Raw genomic sequence first — 22,786 nt, 5'->3', positions numbered from 1 at the left:
AAACTTGTCAATTCAAAAAAAAGTATTAATTTTGTAGCATCAAAAGGCAACAGTAATATGAAACGATTTACATACACCAAAAGCCTTGTTGCTGTGGGGGCGATTGCCCTTGCAGTAGGCTGTAATTCCTCGGGCGACCTGCTTATCGACGACTTCGAGAGCGGCACTTTCGCCCAATGGAAAGTAGAAGGCGATGCCTTTGGCGATAAACCCTCTACAGGGGCTTATGCAGGGCAACAACCCGTAAGTGGATTCGAGGGCAAGTACCTCGCCAATAGTTTTAACAATGGCGACGACTCCCGTGGCGTACTTACTTCGAAAGACTTCACCATAGAACGCGATTATATCAACTTCCTCGTAGGAGGGGGCACTGCTGACGACCTTTACGCCGAACTGATTGTTGAAGGCAAAAGCATTTATCGTTCGCGCTCGCTCTTTGAGAGTGAAACCCTACAATGGATGAGCTGGGACGTAAAGCAATACCGCGGAAAGAAAGCCCAAATACGCATAGTTGATAACCAGCGAGGCGGTTGGGGGCATATTCTTATCGACCAGATCGAGCAGGGTAACAAACAAAAAAGTTTATATATGACTGATTACACCAAAGAGTTCAACGCCGAGAAGAAATTCCTGCTGCTGCCCATTGAGGACGCCGCTCCTGAGGCAAAAATACAGCTCATCGCTGATGGAAAGCCCATTGGCGAGCCGATAAACGTCCGTTTGGCTCAGAGCAAGACCAACTATTGGGTGCCTATCCCTATCGAGGCTTATAAAGGCAAAAAAATAGGATTGAAATTCGCTGTTGTAAAGAGCGACGACCTTTTCCTCAAGGAGATCAAGCAATCCGATACCTATGATTTCAATTATAACGAGGCTTTTCGCCCTATCTATCACTTTACGCCTCAATATGGCTGGATGAACGACCCTAACGGTATGGTTTATCTCGATGGCACCTATCATCTCTTCTATCAATACAATCCTTATGGTGCTCGCTGGGGTAATATGCATTGGGGGCACGCCGTTAGCCGCGATCTTGTGCATTATCAGTACGAACCTATTGCGCTTTTCCCCGATAAACTCGGCGCGATCTTCTCTGGCTCAGCAGTAATCGATAACGACAACACCGCTGGCTTTGGCAAAGGTGCAATGGTGGCAATCTTCACCTCAGCTGGCGAAAAACAACAGCAAAGCATCGCTTATAGCCTCGATGGTGGGAAAACCTTTACTAAATACGAGCATAATCCCGTGCTGACCGACCCTAAGTTCATCGATTTTCGCGATCCTAAGGTGTTTTGGCACGCTCCGAGTAAGCAATGGGTGCTTTCACTCGCCACTACGCAGACAATTACCTTCTATGGATCGAAAAATCTCAAAGAATGGACGCGCCTGAGTGAGTTCGGCGAAAATATCGGCGACCACGGTGGCGTTTGGGAATGTCCCGACCTCTTTCCGCTTACGTATAAGGGTAAAACCAAGTGGGTGCTCTTCGTCAGCATCAACCCTGGGGGTCCTAACGGCGGAAGTGCCACACAATATTTCATTGGCGACTTCGATGGGCGTACATTCACCCCCGATCCGCTTGCGTATCCTTTGTGGATCGATTACGGGCGCGATAATTACGCGGGAGTTACTTGGAGCAATGTGCCGCAGAGCGACGGCAGGCGTCTTTTCCTTGGTTGGATGAACAATTGGGATTATGCCAACGATATCCCGCCGGTAAACTTCCGTGGAGCGATGACCGTAGCGCGCGAGCTTACTTTGGCAGACAATGGCGAGCATCTTGTGGTGGCTAATTATCCCGTGAAGGAATTGACCTCGCTTCGCCGCGATACGAATAGCATCGGCACTAAGGAGGCAAATCCATCGCTTGAGGTGACTCCTCTGCTTGCAAAGAACGACGGGGCTTACGAACTTGAATTTACCCTAAAACCAGACGCCGAAACTCAGAATTTTAACTTTACTCTGGAGAATGACAAAGGCGAAAAACTCACTTTTGCCTTTGATGTGGTAAACAAAACCCTCAGTGTCGATCGCTCGCATAGTGGAGCGAAATTCAACGACAATTTCTCTCAAAATGCCATCAAAGCACCACTGACGAAGAAGGAATCGTACAAAATTCGCCTCTTGGTCGATGTCGCTTCAACAGAACTCTTCGTAAATGGAGGTGAATTAGTGCTTACCAACACCGTTTTCCCGTCATCACCTTATAATAAATTGCGTTTTGCCACAGATAAAGGCAAAGTTACCGCTCAAAATATCACTGTTTACAATTTAAAATAACAAACAATGGAAAAAAATAGTACTTTAAAGTATCTGCTGCCCGTGATGCTCTCCTTTTTTTGTATGGGCTTCGTCGATTTGGTAGGGACAGCAGCCAATTATATTAAGGACGATTTCGATTTGAGCGAAACCGCTACCAACATCTTCCCCTCGATGGTTTTCTTCTGGTTTTTGTTGTTCGCAGTGCCTACGGGCGTATTGATGAACAAAATAGGCAGACGCAAAACCGTACTCATAAGTCTTGTGGTTACTGCCCTTTCGATGGTTGTTCCATTCATAGCCTATTCGTATACCTCTATGCTCATCGCCTTTTCGCTGCTCGGCATCGGCAACGCCCTGATGCAGGTGTCGTTAAACCCGTTGCTCTCATCGATCGTCAGTGGCGATAAGCTGGCAAGCTCGCTCACCTTTGGTCAGTTTGTAAAAGCAATCGCTTCCTTCATCGCGCCGATATTGATGGGTTATTTTCTCGGCAATTTCGGCGATTGGAAATATCTCTTCCCGCTCTTTGCCCTCATATCCGTGCTCACCGTGTTATGGCTCGGATCCACAGTGATTAAGGAAGACGCTTCCGACAGTCGCAATGCCTCATTTATAGAATGTTTTTCGCTGCTGAAAGATCCCTTTGTGCTATTGTGTTTTGTAGGAATAATGTGCCACGTGGGCTTGGACGTCGGTATCAACGTAACCGCACCGAAACTAATGCAAGCACACTTAGGCATCAGCGTAGGCGAGGCAAGTTTTGCCACTAGCGTCTATTTCCTATTCAGAACTATCGGATGCCTCAGCGGATCGGTGATATTAGCGCGCTTTTCTGCCAAAAAATTCTTCCTCGTGAGTGTATTTTTGATGATACTCGCGATGGTTGGCTTCTTCTTTGGCGAAACCAAAGCCGTAATTTACACCTCGCTTGCTTTGATAGGCTTCGGAAACTCGAATGTTTTCTCGATCATCTTCTCGCAAGCCTTATTGCATCAGCCAACGAAGAAAAATGAAGTATCAGGCTTGATGATTATGGGATTATTTGGCGGCACCATATTCCCATTCTTTATGGGATTAGCCTCCGACGCATTGCAGTCGCAAGCAGGTGCTTTAATCGTTCTTTGCTTTGGATTGGCTTATTTGCTATTTATCGGTCTACGCCTCAAAGGAAAAGAGGTGCATACGTCCAATAATTAAATCATAAAGTGAAAAATAGGGTAAATGAATACGTTTACCCTATTTTTATATAAAAAATGAAGTTAAAAATGTTTATTTTTGTCAAAAACCACGAGATGTTGGCTTTTACAAATAGTATTTTTGCAAAAACTACCAAAGTTTTTTAAAAATAAATATATTTTTTGCGCGTCCCAGTTTGGGACAGCGAAAAATAATATATTTTTAAGCAATTTCACTTTGGGACGACATAAAACAATATTTGTAAAAATAAATTTATTTTGCAATTTAAAAGAGTGAAAAGTGAAACAAAATTTTGTCGATGAAATAAAAATAAAAATGAATGTGAAATGAACTTTTATAAGTGAATAAATTAAGAAAAATAAGTGAATAAAATTTTCTGTTTGAAACGAAATTTTAATGCATATTAGTTGAAGTCAAAAATCGGAACAATTTTCTATTTACATATTAAAGTAGCTCAGAGTTCGGAACATTTTTTAATTTATATATTATAATAAGCCAAAGTTCGGCGTGATTTTTGATTTTCAATATTGAAGTAAACAAAAAATCGGATTTTTTGTCTTTTTCAATATGTAAAAAGACAAAAGTTTATCGTAATTTATATTTTTCACATTGTATAAAGGTAAAAATCACCCGAATTTGAGTAATTATTAATAGTTTAAGTATATAAATACACTTATATTTTTATCAAACATTAAAATATTTGGTATATATTATAGGTGTAAATTGACATAAATAAAAGAAGTAATAATTAAAATTTAAAAGTAATGAAGAACACAGTAGTAGGTTTGGGTGAAATATTGTTTGATGTTTTCCCAGAAAGAAAGATATTAGGAGGAGCACCCGCTAATTTTGCGTATCATATCTCACAATTTGGCTTTAATGGATACGCGGTGAGTGCTATTGGAGGTGATTTACTCGGAAAAGAGATCTTAAAAAACCTCGAAGAGAAGGAACTTAACTATATTATCGAAAAAACGGACTTCCCAACGGGCACGGTGAAGGTACAACTCGATAAAAGAGGCGTTCCCACGTATGAAATTTGCGAAAATGTGGCTTGGGATAACATTCCACTCACTTCACGCATTGAAAATCTTGCTAAAAATACGCAAACGGTGTGTTTTGGCACACTTGCACAACGCAGTGAAGTCTCGCGCAACACTATTTACAGCTTTTTGTCGTTGATGCCTGAGGACAGTCTAAAGGTGTTCGACATCAATCTTCGGTTGAATTATTTCACTAAGGAAATCATCGAAGAATCCTTACAGAAAGCCAATGCACTGAAAATTAACGACGAAGAAATCGTTAAGATATCCGATATGTTTGGCTGGCAGGGCACCGAAGTGGAGGTGTGTGAAAGACTGCTGACAACCTTCGGATTGAAGTTTATGATACTAACGAAGGGTACAGCGGGCAGTTGGGTAATAAATACCGAAAAAGAATCTTTTCTTCCAACGCCCAAAATCACAATTGCGGATACAGTTGGCGCAGGCGACTCGTTTACGGCAGCTTTTGTAGCCTCTTATTTGATGGGACGCACTTTGGAAGAGTCGCATCAATTGGCGGTAGAGGTTTCTGCCTATGTTTGTCAGCAACACGGTGCAATGCCACGCTTAGCCGATGCACATTTGGAGCTTTTTAGAGAGTAAAAAGCAAAAAATATGGTGTGGTAGTATTAATAATTAATAAAAAACACCCTTCTTATGGATAAAGGAGGGTGTTTTTTGCGAAATAATACAATCCTAATGCAATAAGGAGATATTTATGATGAAAAAAATAGTATTTTATGCCATAATGGTGCTTTTTGCACTTCTGATAGGAGCTTGTAAGGAGGAAAAGAAGTCAAAATATGTGATAGGAGTCTCACAATGCAGCGAAGATCTCTGGCGTCAGACGATGAATGACGAACTCAAGCGTGAGGCGAGCCTTTCGCAAGAGCCAATAGAGCTTATCATTCGTAGCGTACGTGATAATACTGAAAAACAGATCGCCGACATCGATGAACTTATTAATAGAGGTGTAGATTTGCTTATTGTATCACCCAACGAGTCAAAAGCGTGTACACCCGTGTTAAAAAAGGCTTACAACAGCGGTATTCCTGTTATTTTAGTCGATAGAAAGATCGATTCTGACGATTTTACGGCGTATGTTGGTGCAAATAACTATCAAATAGGCAAAGAAGCAGGCTTATACGCCGCAGGAACGCTCAAAGGCAAGGGAAATATACTCGAAATGCGCGGAACTCGCGGTGCTACCTCCGATACAGAGCGTCATAAGGGCTTTATCGATGCACTGAGTGCTTATCCTGATATTAAGATCGTCGCAGAATTATTTGGGAACTATCAAAAAGCAGCAGCCACAGAGGCGATGGAAGTTGCTTTAAAGGAAAATTTTCCAAAAGTAGATCTTGTTTTTGCAATGAACGATCCAATGGCGGAAGGAGTGCACGAATCTTTGATGCATTTGAGTGGAAAAATGCCCTTCATCATAGGAATTGATGCCTTGCAGGAGGTCGGTTTGAAGAATATTCAGCACGATGTAGAAGATGCTTCCTTTATTTACCCAACAGGCGGCGATAAAGTGATTGAATTGGCATTAAAAATACTCAAAAAAGAGCCTTTTGAGCGTGAGAATATCCTAAATACAGCCGTGATAGATAAAAGCAATGTGCGCATTCAGCAATTGCAAACCGAACAGATCGCACAGAAGCAGCAACGCATCGATGCTATCAACGGACAGCTCTCTGAGAGTCTCGTTCGCTATACAAACCAGCGTTCTCTGGTATATATTGCCCTCATTGCGATCGGTTTTACTACTTTATTCTTCCTTTTATCCATACGAGCCTATTATTTAAAGAGCAAAACGAACGAAAAACTTGCAAAACAGAACCTCGAAATACAAAAACAAGCTGAAACACTTCAAGAACAGAAGGAAAACTTAGAAAAAATATCCAAACAATTAGAAGAAGCTACCCAAGCAAAGCTATTGTTCTTCACGAACATATCGCACGAGTTCAAAACGCCACTCTCTTTGATATTAGGTCCTGTGGATTCGCTCATTGGCAGGCGTTCTTTTAGTGAAGAGGAACGCAATCTCCTGTTTCTCATCAAGAAAAACAGCCACCGACTCTTGCATCTCATCTCTGAGATTATAGAATTTAGAAGTTACGAGAACGGCAAGCTAAAAATGTACTTCACTCGGGGTAATTTGAAGATGTTTCTCATCGAAATGAATACTTTTTTTGAAAATTCGATGCGTCAGAAGCAAATATCGTTTGATTTTTCAGCAGAAGAGGACACCTCCTTCGAAATGGTCTTCGATAAGGAGAAGGTTGAGAAGATTTACTTCAATCTTTTCTCCAACGCGATTAAGTTTACCCCTTCTGGCGGAAAGATTTCTATCAGTATCCATAAAGAACTTATTGACGGCGAGGCTTTTGCTGTCCTGAAAGTCTTCAATACGGGATCTTACATTCCTGAAGATAAGCTCGCCGATGTTTTTGAACACTTTTACAAGGTAAATCCTCACAGTGAAGGCTCTGGAATTGGGCTGGCGTTAGTGCAAGCATTGGTGCTTTCGCATAATGGAAAGGTGTCGGTGGAAAGTTCTGAGCAGCAAGGAACGACTTTCACAGTGTGTTTGCCTTTTTTGCAGAAGGAGATTGCTCAAAATGATGCCTACGAGTCGAGTTATATCGATGCTCACTTAGATTTATTGCCCGAAGGAGCTGTAAAAAGCGAAAAGTTAGCGTTTACGACACTCAATACCCCTAAAAACGACAGTGAGAAGCCTACAGTACTCATCGTTGAGGATAATTCTGATATGAGGAAGTTTATTAAGTACCTACTTTCTGAAGAATACACAGTTGTAGAGGCTGAAAATGGCGAAGAAGGCTTTGAATATGCTAAAAAGTTCCTTCCTGACATCATCATCAGCGATGTTTTGATGCCTTTGCAGGATGGTTTCGACCTTTGCAAGCTGGTAAAGAGCAATTTCTCTACCAATCACATCCCTGTGGTATTGCTTACGGCGTACGCTTTGGATACGCAGAAGCAATTGGGCTTTGAAAGCGGCGCAGATGCTTATATTGCAAAGCCTTTCAACGCTTCTCTGCTGAAAACCCGCGTTCGGAAGCTCATCGAGACCCGAAAACAGATCCGCGAGACCTTTAGCAACTTCTTGGTCAATGAAACTAAGGGCGATACTCTTGGAAAAATGGAGCAGGACTTCATAACCGCGTTCACCGCCTGCGTTGAGAAGTACCTCTCCAACCCAGAATTGAGCGTAGATGAGCTCTCGGACGAGATGGGCTTATCGCGTTCGGCGCTCTACCGCAAGATTAAAACCCTTACCGAGTACACGCCCAACGAGCTTATCCGAATCATCAGGGTGAAGTACGCTCGTCAACTGCTGAACACTAAAAGCAAGAGCATTTCTGAAGTCGCTTATGAGGTGGGTTTCTCTTCGCCGTCCTATTTCGCAAAATGCTTCAAGGACTTCTATTCAGAAAGCCCTTCAGAGTACTTAGAAAAAATAAAATAGCAACCTTTCGGAGACGTTTTTCTTCATTTAATATCATTTTTCTTCCTTTTTATTTGGTCGGACGCAAAAAAATATTTACCTTTGCGGTGTTAAACATTATCAATAACAGATCCGCATAAGGTAGTCGGCTGTTTTTCAGTCGTTATCCGACCTATCCGAGGGCAAAACCTCGTCTTTATCTCGGTGTAGGGGTAATCCTTCTGTGGATAGTTAAAAATTTACATTATGGAAGAATTAATTGCACAGATACGTGCTAAAAAATCGTTGCTTTGCGTGGGTTTGGACACCGATATGTCCAAAATACCACCGTTTTTGCTCACTGAGCCCGACCCTATCTTCGCTTTTAACAAGGCGATTATCGATGCGACGGCGCCTTATGCCGTGGCTTACAAGCCTAACGTAGCTTTTTACGAGGCGCAGGGGCTCGAAGGATGGCAGGCACTCAAACACACTGTCGATTACCTCAATGTTTTCTACCCGCAGCTCTTTACTATTGCCGACGCCAAGCGAGGCGACATCGGCAACACTGCGGCGATGTACGCCAAGGCGTTTTTCACTGACCTTAAGTTCGATAGCGTTACCGTTGCCCCCTATATGGGGCGCGATTCCGTCGAACCTTTCCTCGAATACGAAGGTAAAAACACCATTCTGCTGGCTTTGACCTCCAATGAGGGCGCGGCGGACTTCCAGCTGCAAAAAACGGATAAAGATGCGCTCTATAAAAAGGTGATTCGCACCTCACTCACGTGGAAAAACAGTCAAAATTTGATGTATGTGGTTGGTGCGACCAAGGCTGAGCACTTAAAAGAGGTGCGCGCGCTCATTCCAGAGCACTTTTTGCTCGTTCCTGGGGTCGGTGCCCAAGGGGGAAGCGTGGATGAGGTGTGCGAAAATGCCCTTAACAAACATTTTGGGCTGCTTATCAACTCCTCGCGGGGGATTATCTATGCTTCGCACGGGGAGGACTTTGCCGCAGTGGCGGCTATTAAAGCCAGAGAGCTGCAAGAGGCTATGGCACGTTGGATTCACTAAAAAATTATTGAGATGATTACATTTATAACTAAGGATATGCTAACTCCACAGATGGTTGACGATGCCCATCGCTTATTCGCCCAGTTGAGCCGCAGGTTTCAGCAACCGCTCAACGAGCTTTTCGAGGATGAGAGCAAGGCGCCCTACATCGTGGGCTACATCGAGGATAAAAGATTGCTCGCGATGGCATCAATGGCGGTCTACAAGGTTACTTCGGGATACAAAGGCTGGATTGAAGATGTAGTGGTCGATGCTTCCGTGCGCGGCAAGCAGATCGGAAGGCAGCTCGTCGAGCAATTGATTGCCAAAGGAAAGCAATTGGGGCTGGGTGAGATACTTTTGTTCTCCTCGCCTGACAATCAAGCTGCTATCAACCTCTATGAGAGCGAAGGCTTTAAGGATAAAAGGGTAAACGTGTATGTAAAAGCACTCAAACAGATCTATCCTGAATAGCCAAAGGACAATTTTTTATCGACTTTTTTCATAAAAAAATTAGGTTCGTATCTATTTTTTACTTACCTTTGTAGTGTAATTAATGAGGCACCTCTTTTATAGCGTGCTTCACCTATATAATTATAACAATATTTAAGTTTAATACATAAAGAATTTTATAAAAATGGCAGTAAATCGATTAAACACAGAGATACCTCAAGAGGTAATCACACAAGTATCAGAAAAGTTTAAGGAAATCAAGGAATTATTAGCTCCTTACACTGAAAATTTGTCCACTGAGGAAAAAAGATCCTTGGCGAAGATGAGTGATAAGACGCTCGCCTTCGTAAGTAAGGTGGTTGAGTACACCAATTTGAACCCTAAGTTCATTCCAGCAGTGATGAAGAAGGAAGATTTGCAGCATGACTTCCGTGCGCACCAGTCGCTTACACCTTTGAGCTTCACTTGCGAGCAATTGGCAGGCATCCTCAAAGATACTTTGATGATCGCAGGGCACGAAGCCTACAAATTGGCACTTCTTTACTACGGCAGCATCAAATTAGCAGCCAAAGCGGGAGATACGGAAGCCAAAACCATCTTCGACAACCTCAGCAAGCGATTCCCCAAAGGGAAATCCGCTAAAGAAACGTCCAAAGACGGAGATAATAAAATCAACGACCTCCAATTAAAACCCGAATAGCTATCATTTTTGGTATTTATATTATTAATGAATGAGGAGCAGCAATCATTTTTATTGCTGCTCCTATCTTTTTTATAGGAACTCCTATCAAAACGATAGAACGTTTGGTAATTTTTATAGAACGTTGAATAATTTTTATAGGATAATGGGTAATTTTTATAGGTAATTTGATAACTTTGATAGGACGTTGATTAATTTTTATAGGTTGTTGGTTAGTTTTGATAGGACGTTGGGTAAATTGGATAGGTTGTTGGGTAATTACGATAGGTTGTTGGGTAATTTTGATAGGACGTTGATTAATTTATGTAAGAAAATGTAGTAAAATTATTTTATTTTATAAAAAAAACGATGCTTATTTAATAAACATCGCTTTTAAAACGCTAATTACACAAAATCAATTTTTATTTTTACTTTTTGATGGCTTGCATTACCGATAATGCTTGTTGAACGCTCTTTATATGGTCGAAAATCATAAGAAGACGCAGTCCTCCTCGGGTTTCTTTCTCTTGTATATGGCAAACGGAGGGGTGATGTTGCGCATATTGCAGTATATTTTGGAAAACGGAGCCTTGATAGAACTTACTTTCGGGGTTGAAAATGAAATAAGCGGTCATTTTACCCAATTTCATCACTAATTTTTCCATTCCTAAGGATGAAGCAAGCCATTTTAGGCGTACACTCGTAAGGAGATCGACTGCTTGTGGGGGTAATTTACCAAAACGATCGATAAGGTTATGCTCATATTGCTGCAATTGCACCTCATCGGTGAGGTTGCTCAGTTCGTTATACAAATTAAGGCGTTCGGCAACGCGATTGATATACGTATCGGGGAAAAGTAGCTCAAAATCGGTGTCTATCTGGGTGTCGGTTCGGTAGTTTTCCTCTTCAACGCCGTAAATATCGGCAAAATCTTGCTCTTTAAGCTCGGTAATTGCCTCCTGCAATATCTTTTGATAGGTGTCGAAGCCTATTTCGTTGATAAATCCGCTTTGTTCCCCTCCAAGAAGGTCGCCAGCACCGCGGATTTCGAGATCTTTGAGGGCAATATTCAGTCCGCTGCCAAGATCAGTGTACTGAGAGATGGCTTCCATACGCCGACGGGCATCTTCACTCATCGATGAGAGCGGAGGGGTTATAAAATAGCAAAAAGCCTTCTTATTGCTTCGCCCCACACGCCCACGCATCTGATGTAGATCGGAAAGGCCGAAGTTATGCGCATTATTTATGAAGATGGTGTTGGCATTGGGCACATCTAAGCCACTTTCAATGATGGTAGTCGCCACAAGCACGTCGTAAGTGCCATCCATAAACCTAAGCATTGTTTCTTCGAGCTTTTTACCGTCCATTTGTCCGTGTCCGACGGCTATTTTTGCCTCTGGAACAAGCCGAGAAAGGATCCCCGCGAGTTCTTGGATGTTTTCAACACGATTATGCATAAAAAACACCTGTCCACCACGCTGAATTTCATAAACAATGGCGTCTCTGATGGTTTCTTCATCGAAATTTATGAGCTGACTATCGATTGGGTAGCGGTTTGGGGGTGGCGTATTGATCACTGAGAGGTCTCGGGCTGCCATTAGGCTGAATTGCAGCGTTCGAGGGATGGGTGTGGCGGTAAGGGTCAGCACATCTAAGTTTTCTTTTAAGGTTTTGAGCTTATCCTTGGTATTTACGCCAAATTTTTGCTCTTCATCGACGATAAGTAGGCCTAAATCTTTATAAATGACCTTCTCGCCGACGATTTGATGGGTGCCAATGAGGATATCGATCTGCCCAGAGGCTAAATCTTTGAGTATTTGGCTCTTTTTTTTAAGAGTTCGGAAGCGATTGAGGTATTCCACGCGTACGGGGAGGTCTTTCAGTCGTGAAGTGAAGGTTTTGTAGTGCTGAAAGGCGAGAACGGTGGTAGGAACAAGCACGGCGACTTGTTTTCCGTTGTCAACTGCCTTAAAAGCTGCCCTGATAGCTACTTCGGTCTTCCCAAATCCGACATCACCACAGATTAATCGATCCATAGGACGGTCGCTTTGCATATCATTCTTCACTTCTTCGGTGGTTTTACTCTGATCGGGGGTGTCTTCATAGAGAAAAGAGGCTTCAAGCTCGTTCTGAAGGTATGAATCTTGCGAAAAAGCGAAACCTTTAGCCTCTTTTCGCTTTGCATATAGCTGAATGAGGTTAAAAGCGATCTCTTTGACGCGTGCTTTGGTCTTTTGTTTGAGTGCTTTCCAGGCGTTGGAGCCTAATTTGTAGATTTTTGGAGGTGCACCGTCCTTTCCGTTGTATTTAGTGATCTTATGTAGGGCGTGAATGCTGACAAAGAGCACATCACGGTCGCCATAGATGAGTTTGATAGCCTCTTGCATCTTCCCACCGACGTCTATTTTCTGCAAACCAGCGAATTTGCCTATGCCGTGATCGATATGTGTTACGTAATCACCTACTTGCAGTTGCAAAAGTTCCTTAATGGTGATGGCTTGCTTCTTGGCGTACCCATTTTTGAGGGAAAATTTGTGGTATCGCTCAAAAAATTGGTGGTCGGTGAAGATATTACAGTGATTTTCCAGGTCGATAAAGCCTGCGTGGAGGGAAAGTACGAAAGTTTTATAGTGAACGCTCTGTTGAAGTTCCTCAAATATGTCGCGAAAACGCTTTTCTTGTTGTTCGGAGGCGCATAATAGGTAATTTACGTAGCCTTGATCGTGCTTTTCGTTGAAATAGTTCACCAACAGGCCAAATTGCTTTCCGAATGAGGGTTGTGGTACGGTGTGAAAGTCTATTTGGGGTAGCGAGCTTGTTGAAAATCCTGTAAAAATGTGTTGTAGGGTATCAATTCTCGATAGGAGTTCTTCTTTTTGGCAGAAAAGGGCTTCTGGGGTGATGTGTTTTACTTCATTTGGCAGCGTTTGGTAGGTTTCTGAGGCTTTTTTGAATAGTTTATCGATTTTTTCGCCAAAAGTATCCATATCTTTTGCGAATATAAGGGTGTCATCGGGCAAATAATCGAGAAATGTTTGTCTTATTTCGTTAGAATGCTTGTTTTCTACGTTAGGTATGATGCTTATTTGGCTAAGTTGCGCTGTGGATAGTTGTGTTTCGACATCAAAAGTGCGGATACTCTCAATTTCATTGCCAAAAAACTCAATGCGATAGGGTTCGTTGTTCGAAAATGAGAAAACATCGACGATACCTCCACGGATGGAGAACTCACCAGGCTCGGTAACGAAGTCTGTTCTAATAAATTGGTATGAAAATAGGATTTCATTGAGGAAATCGAGTGAAATTTGCTCGCCTTTTGCTATTGAGAGGGTATTTTTTTCTAATTGCCCTTGTGTGATTACCTTCTCGAAGAGTGCTTCGGGGTAGGTTACCACGATGGTGTTTTTATTTTGGGAGAAACGGTTGAGCACCTCAGCGCGCAGCAATACGTTGGCGTTATCGGTCTGCTCGATTTGGTAAGGGCGGCGATAGCTATCTGGGTAGAAGAGCACGCACTGCTCACCGAGCAATCGTTCGAGGTCGTTGAGGATATAGGCACTTTCTTCTTTGTCGTTGAGCATCACAAAGGTAGGGCGCGCCTTGCGTTGAAAGATATTTGCGATAAGAAAGGAGAAAGCAGCTCCTGCGACGCCCTTCACAGCGGTGTTTTTTCCTTCTTCTATGTTATTTATCAGTGATTTATAGCTATTGCGGGTTGCAAATTGTTGTAATAATTCTTTCACAAGATTCCTGTTTTTTTAAGGTTGCAAAAGTACAAATTATTTAGAGAAATAAAGTATAATACACAGAGAAATTTTTTTGTGAGGTTAGGCATCCGTTACAGCTCCGTTGTGGGTTCGAGGAAAGCAGTGTATTTCAAATCTAAACACATCATCAAGCAAAAACACACCTCGCCAAGCCTATATTCTTTGAACACTACCAATCGGCAATAAATTAAAAACTTTTTGTTATCATTTTTCTATGTGCTATTTTTTTATTACTTTTGCCGAAATTTTCAACTGAGATGAATTATAATTTGAATTTTAGTGGAAAGGAGATCATCTCTGCCACAATGGTGCTATTCGCAGTGATTGATATTATTGGTAGCATACCATTGATCATCAGCCTGCGGCAGAAAGCGGGCAAGATTGAGTCAGAGAAGACCGCCATTGTAGCAGGGGTGCTGTTGATCCTATTTTTGTTCTTAGGAAAGCAAATTTTGAACCTCTTCGGAGTAACGGTGGAGTCGTTTGCCGTGGCGGGGTCATTCATCCTGTTTTTCTTAGCCTTAGAGATGATTCTTGGCATCACCCTCTACAAAGATAGCGAGCCTGAGACCGCTTCGATCGTGCCGCTCGCCTTTCCCATAGTGGCTGGCGCAGGTGCCTTGACCACCGTGCTATCATTGCGCGCCGAGTACGAAACAGAAAACATCATCGTCGCCATTTTGATTAACATCGTCATTGTGTATGTGGTGCTCAAGCTCTCAAATAAGATCGAACGCCTGCTCGGAAAGCAAGGCATCAGCGTGATTCACAAGTTCTTCGGAGTGATTTTGCTGGCGATCGCCGTAAAACTCTTTGCTACGAATATTAAAGCTTTATTTTAGATAGATTTATGTTGAATAAAGAAGAAAATTTTTTCCTCTTAGCAGGTCCGTGCGCCATTGAAGGCGAGGAAATGGCGATGCGCATAGCTGAGCGTATCGTGCAGATTACCAATAAGCTAAACATCCCCTACACTTTTAAGGGCAGCTTCAAGAAAGCCAACCGCAGCCGCATTGATTCCTTCACAGGCATCGGTGATGAGAAGGCTTTGAAGATTCTTGAGAAGGTAGGCCGTACTTTTGGGGTGCCTACCGTTACTGATATCCACGAAATCGCCGATGCAACAATGGCTGCCGCTTATGTTGATGTGCTGCAGATCCCTGCTTTCCTCGTGCGTCAGACCGATTTAGTGGTTGCCGCTGCAAAAACAGGCAAGACCGTCAATTTGAAGAAGGGTCAGTTTATGAGCCCTGAGAGTATGCAGCACGCCGTGCAGAAGGTGCTCGATTCTGGCAACGAGCACGTGCTGATTACCGACCGCGGCACTATGTTTGGCTACCAAGACCTCATTGTCGACTTCCGTGGCATCCCTACGATGCGCGCTTACGCCCCTGTGGTGATGGACGTTACGCATTCTTTGCAGCAGCCCAACCAACAAAGCGGCGTTACCGGAGGTCGACCAGAGATGATCGAAACCATTGCGCGCGCTGCCATCGTTAATAACGCCGACGGGCTCTTTATTGAGACGCATTTCGACCCTAAAAACGCTAAAAGCGACGGTGCGAATATGCTCCACCTCGATCTCTTAGAGGGGCTGCTCACTCGCCTGGTGGCAATCCGAGAAACTATCTACAATTTTTAGCCTTTTAACTTCGGTGCTCACACTTAATTACCAAGCACTTAACAGTAAAAAATGACAAAATATACAGAAGCACTCACTAACCCTATTTTTAACCTCATTAGCGACATTTCCACAGAAGCAGGCGTGGAAACTTACGTCATTGGTGGCTTTGTACGCGACTATCTCTTAGGAAAAAAGCTCCCCAAGGACATCGACATCGTCTCCATCGGCAGCGGCATCTCGCTGGCTGAGAAAGTGGCTGAGCAGCTCCCTAATAATCCCAAGGTATCTATCTTTAAAAACTTCGGAACCGCGATGATCAAGTCCGACAACCTCGATATTGAGTTTGTCGGGGCACGCCGCGAGAGCTACGAGGCTAATTCGCGCAAGCCTTACGTGGAAAGCGGCTCGCTGCAAGACGATCAAAACCGCCGCGACTTCACTATCAATGCGATGGCGCTCTCCCTCGGCAAGGATAACTTCGGCGAACTCATCGATCCCTTCAACGGATTGCACGATTTAGACCAAAAAATTATCCGTACCCCCTTAAATCCTGACGTTACCTACTCTGATGACCCCCTCAGGATGATGCGCGCCATCCGTTTCGCCACTCAACTCGGCTTCGAGATTGAAAAAAACTCGCTCGACGCCATCACAAAGAACAAAAACCGCCTAAAAATCATCTCCAACGAGCGAATTGTTGACGAACTCAACAAAATACTCGCCGCTGAGAAACCTTCCATAGGGCTAAAGCTCCTTTTTGAAACGGGGCTCCTCCATTATATCCTCCCTGAGCTCATCGCTTTGCAGGGCGTCGAAGAACAAGAAGGGCAACGCCACAAAGATAACTTCTGGCACACCCTCGAGGTAGTGGACAACATCGCTGAACACACCGACAACCTATGGCTGCGATGGGCTGCCCTACTCCACGACATCGGCAAGGCACCTACCAAACGCTTCAACAAAAAAATAGGCTGGACGTTCCACGGACACGAGTTCGTCGGCAGCAAAATGGTGTACCATCTCTTCAAAAGATTGCGCCTTCCGCTCAATGAAAAGATGAAATACGTACAAAAAATCGTGAAAATGAGCTCTCGGCCTATCATTATCGCTGATGATGTGGTAACCGACTCCGCAGTTAGGCGGCTCGTCTTCGATGCAGGAGACGAATTTGACGATTTAATGACCCTTTGCGAAGCAGATATTACCACGAAGAACCCTAAAAAATTCAAAAAGTACCACGATAACTTCCAAATCGTACGTCAAAAGGTGGTAGAGGTTGAAGAAAAAGACCATATCCGCAATTTTCAACCGCCTATCTCTGGTGAAGAAATAATGCAGACCTTTAATTTGCCGCCTTCCCGAGAAGTGGGTGTACTTAAAGAAGCTATAAAAGAGGCTATCCTCGAAGGAAAAATACCTAACGAATACGAAGAAGCCAAAAGCTTTATGTTTGACAAGGCTAAGGAACTAAAAATAGAAGCTAAGTAATAAATTAGCAAGGACATCGTTTGTAATCAATACAACAACAGATCTTTTTTACTCGTTATCTTGTAAAAAAGATCTGTTACTTTATACTTTCTTAAACAAGTACAAAGACTAAAAATTCTGAAACTTTTAAATAAAAAAACTTTAATACGAAATTTTTCGTTTATCTATAAATCGAACAGGCTTTCTACTGCCTTTAGGATAGATTTCTTTGTCCAAATCTTCGATATTACAAAATTCTATTCGAGGAACCACACGTATTTTAGCTCTAAAATGATTGCAAATGGCTTCTTTGAGCTCTTGGGTAGGTTTTTTTGTCCCCACACGTATCAATATCTCGTCGGTGAGGATGTCGTTGGTGTTAATCTCGATGATGTAATTGTCAATCTCGTCAAAAGTAGCAAGCAAATCCATCAGCACGGGCGGATAAAGCGTGGTTCCTTTGTATTTAATCATCTGCTGCTTGCGTCCAATCACAGGGCTTATGCGCATTGTGTTTCTCCCACACGAGCAAGGCTTTTTTTCCATAAAAACGATGTCTCCCGTTCTGAATCTCAAAAGAGGCATCGCCTCAACGCCCAAAGTGGTGATAGTAAGCTCTCCTGCGGTTCCTTCAGGGGCGTTTTGTCCTTGATCATCGAGAATTTCAGTGATGATAAGCTCAGGATGGTGATGACCGCCGCGTTTTTCGCTACATTCAGTGAAGGTGGTGCTCATTTCGGTGGAAGCATAGGTAGAAAATAGCTCTAATCCTTCCCATTTTTGCAATATTTTATCAGTGAGAAGGGTGTTCTCAAAGTGTTCATCGCGTAAAGCCTCACCGATACAAATAACGCCCTTTACGGATGAGTTTCTGTAATCAATAGCGTGGTTTTCGGCATATTCTATCATTTTTAGCAGGAAAGAAGGCACCGCTATGAGGTATTTTGGCTTATAAATATGAATAGAATCCCATTGCAGCTCGGGAATGCCCGCTCCTACACGCACAATGCTGGCTCCTAACTTGCGAATACCGAGAAAATATGCCAAACCAGCCATAAAACGCCTGTCGATAGTGGTCATTAATTGTATAATATCCCCTTTTTGGATGCCAGCACAGGCAAGTGATATGGATTCGTTGTAGGCTAATCTGTCGAGATCCCTATCGGTAAGCCCAAAAGTTACGGGCGTGCCCATAGTGCCCGATGTGGATGCATAATCAACGATCATCTGCTTATCAACACAGAGAAAATCATCGCCGAATTGCTGCAAATCGTCCTTATTGGTAGTGGGGATGCGCTTTAAATCGGCGATTGACTGTATGTCCTTCGGATTAATATTGTTTTCTTTGAATAATCGCTGATAGAAGACGGATTTTTCAGCGATATAAGCGATCATTTCGCGTAGTTTTTGCTCTTGGAAGGCGATGATTTCCTTCTCGGAGGCTTGTTCTATGGTTGGGATTTGATTTTTCACGCTCTTTTACCTTTAATATGTTATTTAAAAATGCGTTTTAACCATCCTCCGATTCCTTTTTCGACGATATCGATGCCGATGCCGTAGTTGCTGTCGGCAACAATGTGATAATCTTCGCGCAAAGCCTCGAATTGATCTAAGGGCACCTCAATATTGGTCAGAGGGTCGTATTCCACCACTACTTTACCTGAGTGCTTGGTGATGAACTTCTCTGTCTTATGCTTAAAGTAGAGATTGTTAATATCACACTCTTGTACGGTGTATTTCTCTTTGGTATCAATATTCTCATCAGTGAGAAGTTCAATATCATAGCGTTCACTGTCAAAACTATGCCAAAAACTCGAGTCACTATGCTGAAACTCTCTAACATTATTCTTTACTACACTACCATCGAAGTACATAAGGAATCGCTTTCCTTGCTGATCTGTAAAATAGGGTTCATCAAGGCGTGCTTCATAGCGTGTTACTACTTCATTCTCTACCTTGTCATCTTTAGTAATCTCAATCTTAGCGTCTTTAAAGATATCACGTAAATCCTTTCCTTTTCTATCATTGCAATAGTTCAGGTTGTAATACAAAGCATTACTCCAGCTGTCGAGTATCTCCTTTTTGCTAGTTGATTTAAAGTAAGAACGAATACCATCAGCCCTATTAAAGCGGTAAGTAGTCTCTAATACAATCGTTCCCTTGTTTTCTTTTACCTCTACACGCACCTTTTCATCAATGCAGTAATCTGGGAAATGGGTTGGTTTCCTTATCTTGAGTATATTATCGGGTGCAATCTCCATATAGTGGCAGAATGACAAGACAGCACGTTTTTCAAGCCTGCCAAATCGGTTACGATCTGTAGCATCTACAAAGTATTCTTCTCCATTATATTTGATCTTTACAATTACGTGATTAAATGATAATAGAGAAGGTAGGTAATACTTCAGATAGAAATCCGAGTTGTAATTCACCAATACGACATCAGCCTCTACCCCGAGATACGCCAGCATTACTTTCATTAGTACACTTTTTGCTTTACAATCTCCTTGCTTATTCTGGTAAGTGAGGTGTGGCTCTTGTGGTTTATGACCGTTCATCTCATCGGCGTTGTATAGATAGTATATATTATTCTGTACATATTCAATTACGTACTCTATCTTTTCGTCAAGACTGTTCATAGCATCTAATTTCTGTGTAAAATCAGGTGCAAAATCTTCTAATTTAGCCTCAAAAGCCTCCTTGTAAAGTGGGTAGATATAGTTCGATAAGTCATACCAATTAGCCTCAGTTGCAAAGTCAATAAATGGGAATATCTCACGATTGGGGTCAACAGGATTGATAAAGTCATACTCTAAGATTTCAAAGCTCTGACCTTTATCCAAATGACCTTTTACCTCTGGTAACAATTTACCTTGCGCATCACGATAGAAAAACTTCTTATAGGCTACGGGCTTGTCTCTATCGTTGATAAACTTATAATGATACTTGCCGTAAGCCCAATATACATCTGGACTGATGAGTATATGCTTTACAAAATCTCGGCGCAAAAATTCCTTCTCCGTAAATACCTTTACCTTGATATCCTCCAAGATGAGAATATCACCCAAATGCAAGTCTTTTATAGAGAGATTGAGTTTCTTTGAACTACTGATCACCCCACGGTTGCTCTCACTCTCATTGTCAAGTACTTTTACAGTGGTGTCACTCGTTTTATCAATGAGTTGCCCATTGCGATACACTGCAATGCGATTTACTTCATAGAACTCATTCTCCTCAAGCACCATATCGTACATAGAAGCACGCTCTAAGTTCTCAGGTTGCGTAAGTGTATACGCCATAAAGGCATACTCAGAAGTGCGATCGTTATCCACTTTTATATATTTATGTAGGAAGTAGCAGTAATCACGCCCCTCTTCGGTTACCTCGCGGGCAAAATCACTATTTACTAGCAGTTTAATCATTTCCTCATCTGTAAGGGACTGTGCCCATTCAGGTGCTGCTACAAAGCGGTAAAGTTCTTTGTTTTCTATTTCCATTTGTATGAGTATAAGATTTTAAAACGGCGGCAAAGATAGCCAAAATAAATGAGTATACAAAACTTTTAGAGATTTTTTTCTCTGTTTAATTTATGACCATTTTGGCGGCGATGATGTCTTTATCGGCTTGGACGATTACGATGTAGTCGCCAGCGGAGAGGGTGAGGGAGTTGGTGAGGATCTTGAAGTGCTCTTCGGCGGGGAAATCTTTGTTGAAGAGCTCTTGTCCTAAGATGTTGAATATACGAACGTTGATAGGACTTTTCTCGGTCATCTCGACTTTGATGTAGGGGGCAGTGCCTCTGCCTGCTGGGTTGGGCACTACCAGCACACTGATGCGCTTGTGAAAATCGTCGCTGTTTCCGATACCGATCCGATCTTTCTCCGTCCAGAATTTTTTGTAGACGCGCTTGGTGCAACCGCCGAGTGTGCCTTGAAGCCCGATGGTGTAAACGCCCTCCTTGGGAAAACGGATCTCAGCTTCACGATTTTGCTGTGAAATCATTTCAACTCCCTCAGGTAGAAGCCATTGCTCGGAGTCAATGCGTTTTGAGATGTCGATGAGTTTGAGTGTGTAATCGTAATAAGAGGTGGTGGCAGCGAGGAAATCCATCTCGAAAGTCTCGTTTTTCTGTTTTACGGTGAATTGCTTGGTGATCTGACAACTTCCTTTGTATATGGCTTTTAGGGTGTAAACCCCTGCGAGGGTAGCACTAAAAGTGTTGTCTGTGGCGACTTCCTTGCCTGTGCTATCAACCCAAGAACATTGGGTAAAATCGGTGTCGCTGACAGTGTATAGGTAGTAGTCGCCTTGGCAAAGGGTTATCTCATCGGGGAAGCTAAACGGGATTTCGGCGGCGGGCTTTACCTCTATGAGTTCGGTGACGGTGGGGCAGTCGCTCTCATCGCTGAGGACGACCTTATAAGTACCTGCGGTTAAGTCTGTTAGTTGCTTTTTATCGGCGCTAAGGTGCTCAGTGATAGGTTTTCCAGTGCTGTCGAACCACTGTATGGTGATGGCGCCTTTGCCCCCAGAGATTTTTAGGGAGATACTCCCGTCGGCGACACCATAGCAACGGTTGTGCTGGACAATGGGTTGCACCTCGATGGCGTCGGGGAATTTGAGGATGACCTGCGTTTGTGTGCTGCAACCGTTATGGTCAGTAACAGTGATAAGGTACTTTCCAGCAGTGAGGTTGCTGATGCTGTTGGTGGTATCGCCATTGCTCCAGCGGTAGTGGTAGGGCGGATTCCCCCCTGTGACAAAGACTTTGGCAGTGCCACTGTTGGGCTGTGAACATTGCATCAGAGGCGCCTCCACACGGATGTTGAGCTTTTCAGGGAATTTTAGTTGGACGGTTTGGGTGACGACATTGTTAGAAAAGTCCTTTACTTGAAGAGAGTATATACCTTCTGAGCAATTTTTAAGAATAGGCTCTTGTTTATTTTCCATCTTTATAGGAGTTCCATTTTTTTGCTGGAACCACTGATACTTGTAATTGCCTAATCCGCCAGTGACTGAGGCGGAGAGGGTGCCGTTTTCGTTTTTATCGCCGATACCGTTGAGGTTCTCGTCCTTGTCGTTGGGGTCGGGGTTGGCACTATGGCAGGAGATGGGCTGAGTGACGGTGATGGTGACTTGCATAGGGACGTAATCCTTTATGGTAAAGGTGGTTTGGGTCGTACAGCCCTTGCTGTCGGCAGCGACAAAGCGATAGTCGCCTGCGGAGAGGCCTTGAAAGTTAAATACGTTACCTATTTGCTGGCTTTGATAAGTACTGCCAATCTTGGTGAGGGTGCCTGTGTAAGTATTGCCATTACCGCCTTCAAGAGTTGCGTTATAAGCTCCGTCATTTGCATTTGGGGTAGTAATATGGGTAATACTTTCTGTTCCAGCTTTGATGGATAGGGCAGGGGGCTCTGTGATGGTAAAGCGGAAGTTTATAGGGTTGCCCATGCCATCTTTTACTGAGCAACCGTTAGCGTCTTGAATATGAACGTTGTAGTTGCCCGCGGCAAGATTTGTGATTTTATTGGAGCTATCGCTAAAAGGGGTATAGGGCGAGAATGGGGCACTGTTTTTGGCAATGCTGTAGCTATAGGGAGGCGTGCCGCCTGCGATGTTGAAGGTGATGGAGCCGTTATTGGCACCGTGACAGGTGATATTGGCGCTTGTGGCGGTTGCTGTGAGCGCTGAGGGCATAGTGACGGAAAATCGAAAAGACTGTTTTTCCCCATCGGTATAGAGAGAAATGCTTTTACGAGACCCTGACGAACTTTTATAGTAGTA

The 22,786-nt window shown here is 43.2% G+C and carries 14 protein-coding genes; 10 read left to right on the top strand and 4 right to left on the bottom strand.

Translation table 11 applies throughout. The features are described 5' to 3' along the window. The first annotated feature begins 57 nt into the window (after nt 1-57). From AXF12_RS08660 to AXF12_RS08630, 7 genes are all read left to right on the top strand, one after another. Nucleotides 58-2,280, top strand: a complete 2,223-nt coding sequence (locus AXF12_RS08660; RefSeq protein ID WP_082752984.1) for a glycoside hydrolase family 32 protein — start codon at nt 58-60, stop codon at nt 2,278-2,280. Between the two features lie 63 nt (nt 2,281-2,343). After that, nucleotides 2,344-3,459 (top strand): MFS transporter, encoded by a 1,116-nt coding sequence (locus AXF12_RS08655; protein WP_066431921.1) that lies wholly within the window; start codon nt 2,344-2,346, stop codon nt 3,457-3,459. 764 nt (nt 3,460-4,223) lie between these two features. Then, nucleotides 4,224-5,105 carry a carbohydrate kinase family protein gene (locus AXF12_RS08650; RefSeq protein ID WP_066430294.1) on the top strand — a complete coding sequence of 294 codons (882 nt, stop codon included), beginning with the start codon at nt 4,224-4,226 and terminating at the stop codon, nt 5,103-5,105. A 115-nt stretch (nt 5,106-5,220) separates the two neighbouring features. After that, nucleotides 5,221-7,998, top strand: coding sequence for a hybrid sensor histidine kinase/response regulator transcription factor (locus tag AXF12_RS08645; RefSeq protein ID WP_074860822.1), 2,778 nt, complete (start codon nt 5,221-5,223; stop codon nt 7,996-7,998). A gap of 225 nt (nt 7,999-8,223) precedes the next feature. Then, entirely contained in the window at nt 8,224-9,030 is an 807-nt protein-coding gene (pyrF, locus tag AXF12_RS08640; protein ID WP_066430292.1) for an orotidine-5'-phosphate decarboxylase, read from the top strand. Nucleotides 9,031-9,042: 12 nt separating this feature from the next. After that, the gene (locus AXF12_RS08635) at nt 9,043-9,483 is read left to right on the top strand and encodes a GNAT family N-acetyltransferase (RefSeq protein WP_066430289.1); all 441 of its coding nucleotides are present in this window, start codon (nt 9,043-9,045) and stop codon (nt 9,481-9,483) included. 163 nt (nt 9,484-9,646) lie between these two features. Then, nucleotides 9,647-10,162, top strand: coding sequence for a hypothetical protein (locus AXF12_RS08630; RefSeq protein WP_066430287.1), 516 nt, complete (start codon nt 9,647-9,649; stop codon nt 10,160-10,162). 407 nt (nt 10,163-10,569) lie between these two features. On the opposite strand, the gene mfd is transcribed toward AXF12_RS08630, so the two are convergent. Continuing rightward, on the bottom strand, nt 10,570-13,884 hold the full coding sequence (gene mfd / locus AXF12_RS08625) for a transcription-repair coupling factor (RefSeq protein WP_066430285.1): 3,315 nt from the start codon (nt 13,882-13,884) through the stop codon (nt 10,570-10,572). A gap of 293 nt (nt 13,885-14,177) precedes the next feature. Between mfd and AXF12_RS08620 the strand changes: the two genes are divergently transcribed. Genes AXF12_RS08620 through AXF12_RS08610 form a run of 3 tightly spaced genes read left to right on the top strand, consistent with a single transcriptional unit; the run spans nt 14,178 to nt 17,020 of the window. Continuing rightward, nucleotides 14,178-14,750: a MarC family protein gene (locus tag AXF12_RS08620; protein WP_066431917.1), complete on the top strand. Its 573-nt coding sequence runs from the start codon at nt 14,178-14,180 to the stop codon at nt 14,748-14,750. An 8-nt stretch (nt 14,751-14,758) separates the two neighbouring features. Beyond that, nucleotides 14,759-15,550 carry a 3-deoxy-8-phosphooctulonate synthase gene (gene kdsA, locus AXF12_RS08615; RefSeq protein ID WP_066430283.1) on the top strand — a complete coding sequence of 264 codons (792 nt, stop codon included), beginning with the start codon at nt 14,759-14,761 and terminating at the stop codon, nt 15,548-15,550. A 51-nt stretch (nt 15,551-15,601) separates the two neighbouring features. Next, complete coding sequence (locus AXF12_RS08610; RefSeq protein ID WP_066430281.1) at nt 15,602-17,020, top strand: CCA tRNA nucleotidyltransferase; 1,419 nt, start codon at nt 15,602-15,604, stop codon at nt 17,018-17,020. 141 nt (nt 17,021-17,161) lie between these two features. Here AXF12_RS08610 and flxY read toward each other — a convergent pair whose 3' ends face one another. The 3 genes from flxY to AXF12_RS12315 form a co-directional block, all read right to left on the bottom strand. Then, nucleotides 17,162-18,472 (bottom strand): flexirubin biosynthesis putative acyl-CoA ligase FlxY, encoded by a 1,311-nt coding sequence (flxY, locus tag AXF12_RS08605; protein WP_066430279.1) that lies wholly within the window; start codon nt 18,470-18,472, stop codon nt 17,162-17,164. Between the two features lie 20 nt (nt 18,473-18,492). Then, nucleotides 18,493-20,496 carry a transglutaminase domain-containing protein gene (locus AXF12_RS08600; protein ID WP_066430278.1) on the bottom strand — a complete coding sequence of 668 codons (2,004 nt, stop codon included), beginning with the start codon at nt 20,494-20,496 and terminating at the stop codon, nt 18,493-18,495. Nucleotides 20,497-20,581: 85 nt separating this feature from the next. Next, on the bottom strand, nt 20,582-22,699 hold the full coding sequence (locus tag AXF12_RS12315; protein WP_066430276.1) for a T9SS type A sorting domain-containing protein: 2,118 nt from the start codon (nt 22,697-22,699) through the stop codon (nt 20,582-20,584). Nucleotides 22,700-22,786: the final 87 nt, after the last annotated feature.

Source organism: Capnocytophaga haemolytica (assembly GCF_001553545.1).
GTDB lineage: Bacteria > Bacteroidota > Bacteroidia > Flavobacteriales > Flavobacteriaceae > Capnocytophaga > Capnocytophaga haemolytica.
This window is presented reverse-complemented; position numbering and strand designations above follow the sequence as displayed.